This is a genomic window from Thiorhodospira sibirica ATCC 700588 (assembly GCF_000227725.2).
Taxonomy (GTDB): Bacteria; Pseudomonadota; Gammaproteobacteria; order Ectothiorhodospirales; family Ectothiorhodospiraceae; genus Thiorhodospira; species Thiorhodospira sibirica.
This window is the reverse complement of record NZ_MU255056.1, coordinates 2,921,563-2,925,117: the sequence shown is the minus strand read 5'-3', so window position 1 is coordinate 2,925,117 and position 3,555 is coordinate 2,921,563. Positions and strand designations below refer to the sequence as shown.

Here is a 3,555-nt window from a genome sequence, read left to right as displayed (position 1 = left end):
CATGAAGACGCTGCCAGGTTCCATCGCGCCGCCAGCGATTGAAGTCATAGTACACTGCCGACCAGGCAGGAAAGTCGCGCGGCAGCTGACGCCACTGGCAGCCCGTCTGCAGGACATAGATGATCGCATTGATGACTTGGCGCATGCTGAGCTTACGAGGGCGCCCGACCGGGGCGCTCGGCAACAGCGGCTTGATCGCCTTCCAGGCGCCGTCGCTGAGGTGACTCGGGTAGCGTTTTTTTGCGAATCTTCTTGCTGCATTTCTGGGGCATGTGGGCCACTTCCTAGAAAAAATCGTAGGTTAAGCCATTACGCGATTAATTTCCAAACAGCCTCTGAGTGCAGCTTAAAAGATGCGTTGCCAGAGGCTTTGAATCTCGGCGCGACGGTGGGCGAAACTGGTGGCTTGCGCGCCGTCTTTGGGCATGTCGCTTTGATCCAGGCTTAAACAGGGTTCATGTTCTGCCACGATGGCGGGCTGTTCCTGCAAGGTCTGGCGGTGGATGCGGTCGCGGAAACGGCGGTAGCTTTCGATCAGAAACTGGGCCTGGTCGGGGGTGATGAGTGCCGTGCTGGCCAGGGTTTCGAGAATGCGGATGGTATCTGGCCAGGTGAGCAGCTCGGGATACTCGTTGGCATAGGCCAGCACATAGTACTGGGCGATGAATTCAATATCGGTGATGCCACCGGGGTCGCGTTTGAGGTCAAAATAACCGGGCGCGGTGCGGCTGTGTTCGGCCCACATCTTCTCGCGCATCGTGCGTACCTCGGTGGCCAGCGCCTGCCGGTCACGCGCTTTGGCGAGAATCTCGGCACGAATCTCCAGAAACTGTCGGGCAACCTGGGCGTCGCCTGCAACCGGGCGCGCTCTGACCAGTGCCTGATGTTCCCAGGTCCAGGCGGAGTGGTGTTGATAGTCGGCAAAGGCGGTCAGGCTGCTGACTAACAGGCCAGATTCGCCACTGGGGCGCAGGCGGGTATCAACCTCATACAGACGGCCTGCCGGGGTGAAGGCGCCCAGCACATGCAGCAGGCGTTGCCCGACGCGGCCAAAAAACTCGCTGCTGTTCATCGGGCGGACGCCTTCGGTCATCAATGACTCGCCTTCGATATTATGCAAAAACACAATATCCAGATCCGAACCGTAGCCAAATTCCAGGCCACCGAGCTTGCCATAGCCGATGATGGCAAAGCCGGGTTGCTGGATGCCTGCATCATGCTGACAGCGAGGCGCGCCGTGGCGTTCGAGCAGTTGCTTGTTGACCAGCTGCAAGACCTGCTCCAACACCACCTCGGCAATCCAGCTCAGATGGTCGCTGACTTTCATCAGCGGCAACACCCCCATGATGTCGGCGGCGGCCACTTTTAGCACCTGCACCTGACGAAACAGGCGCAAGCGGTCCATGAGCTGCTCCATATCATCGGCAGGCACTTGCAGTAATTCCTCAGTGACCGCCTGTTTGAGGCCTTCGCGATCTGGGGGGGCGTACAGGCTGCGTGGATCGAGCAGTTCATCCAGCAGCAGGGGATGGCGGGCGAGGTGATCGGCAATCCAGCTACTGGCGGCGCAGAGTCTGACCAGTTGTGACAGTGCCAGCGGATTTTCCATCAACAGCGCCAGATAAACTGAACGACGGGCAATGCCCTGCAACAGGCGCAGCAGGCGGTGCAATACCTGATCCGGCGCCCCCCCCTGTTCAGCTACCGCGCCCAGCAATAGCGGCATCAAGCGATCCAGCCGGGTCCGCCCGGTGCTGCTCAAAGCGCGCACAGTGGCGCTTTCGCGGAAAGCGTGCAGTTGTTCCAAGGTCTGTTTAGCTTCGCTGAAACCGCGTTCCTCAAGCATCGCCTGGGCGCGCTGCGGGCTGCATGAGCCTTCCCAGATGCTGTGCATATCTTTGTGCGCGGGCGGGGTAAGCTGCGTGGACTCGCCTTCGCTTTCGCTTTGCGGGGCGGCAAATACCTGGGCAAAGTGTTCCTGTACTCGCTGCTGATGCTGCTTGAGCTGTAGACTAAACGCTGGCCAGTCCGCAAAGCCCATTGAGCGCGCCAGTTGCTCTTGTGCATAGGGTTCTGTTGGCAGGCTGTGGGTTTGCTGGTCGGCGACCATTTGCAGGTGATTTTCAGCGCGGCGCAAAAACCGATAGGCCGCCAGCAGCTGCTCCACGGCATAGGCGGGTAACTGGCCCAAACGCCCGAGCTGCTCAATCACCGTGATGATGCTGCGCGCTTGCAAGGCAGGCACCCGTCCACCGCGAATCAGCTGAAAGGCCTGACCAATAAACTCAATCTCGCGAATACCGCCCTCGCCCAGCTTGATATCCCCGACACGCCCGCGCCGACTGGCCTCCCGGTTGATCATGGCCTTCATCTCCCGCAAGGCGGCAAAGGCCCCGTAATCCAGATAGCGGCGATAGATGAACGGACGTAACAAGGCGCTGAGACGTTCGGCCTGCGCAGTATCACCGGCCACCACCCGCGCCTTGATCAGGGCATAACGCTCCCACTCGCGCCCGTGCGTCTGATAATAGGCTTCCAGGGCCTCAAAGCTCATCACCAATGGCCCGGCATCGCCAAAGGGCCGCAGACGCATATCCACCCGATAGACAAAGCCATCCTCGGTGGTATCGTGAATCACCTTGATCAGACGCTGGCCGACACGTGTAAAAAACAGCTGATTTTCAATGGATTTATCACCATCCGTGCAGCCGTTTTCGGGATAGGTGAAGATCAGATCAATATCGGAGGAAAAATTCAGCTCCTGCCCACCCAACTTGCCCATGCCGATCACCAGCAGCTGCTGGGGCTGGCCTTGATGGTCACGCGGCTGACCGTGGCGCTTGACCGCCTCGGCATGAATCCAGCACAAGGCGGCATCCAGCAACGCTTCCGCCAGCGTGCTTAGGTCTTGTAATGTCTCTTCCAGGGCGGCCTGCTGACTCAGATCCCGCCAGGCAATGCGCAGCATTTCCTGCGTGCGCACCCTGCGTAATTGCTGCATCAGCCGGGCTTCATCGCCCACACCCGCCAAGGCCGCCTCAATGCGCTGCCGCTGTTGCATGGGCGTTTGCTGCTGTGACAGCGCCTCCTGCTCAAGCAGCTCCAGCAATAAAGCAGGACGCTGAATCGCACTGCGCGCCAGAAAATCACTGTAATACCATAGCGTGCCCAGCGCCTCGGGCCAGCGCGCAAACGCCAACCCAGCCTGCTCACAGGCATTGAGAAAATCCTGGGCGCGATGGCGCACCGTGGCATGAGCTGAGGGGGGAACGGCATCTAAGGCAAGGTCATCAACGGATGGATAAGACATAGGCGCGCAACGAGATCTTGGATGAATGGAATCACCATCAAAACACGCAGGCGCGCCAAGTGCAAGGGGCGATGACCGCCATGTTAGCCCAAAGCAGTAATGTCCCCTTCGTCCAATTCTAAAATGTCCCCTTTATATTTAAGCGGGAGGGGCACGCATGACGAAGGAGCACATTACGATGAGTCACAAAGAAATTGACCGACTAGAGATGATTCAGGCGGTGGCGAACAAGCATCTGCGGCAGG

Annotated in this window: 1 protein-coding gene and 1 pseudogene; both read right to left on the bottom strand. The window is 59.1% G+C overall.

Annotated elements, in window-relative coordinates:
• Window positions 1–272: pseudogene (locus tag THISIDRAFT_RS13475) on the bottom strand (transposase); the annotation flags it as partial.
• A gap of 74 nt (window positions 273–346) precedes the next feature.
• On the bottom strand, window positions 347–3,310 hold the full coding sequence (glnE, locus tag THISIDRAFT_RS13470; RefSeq protein ID WP_006788820.1) for a bifunctional [glutamate--ammonia ligase]-adenylyl-L-tyrosine phosphorylase/[glutamate--ammonia-ligase] adenylyltransferase: 2,964 nt from the start codon (window positions 3,308–3,310) through the stop codon (window positions 347–349).
• Window positions 3,311–3,555 lie beyond the last annotated feature (245 nt).

Coding starts and splice junctions, on each gene's coding strand:
- glnE (WP_006788820.1), bottom strand. CDS start 3,310: ATGTCTTATCCATCCGTTGATGACCTTGCCTTAGATGCCGTTCCCCCC.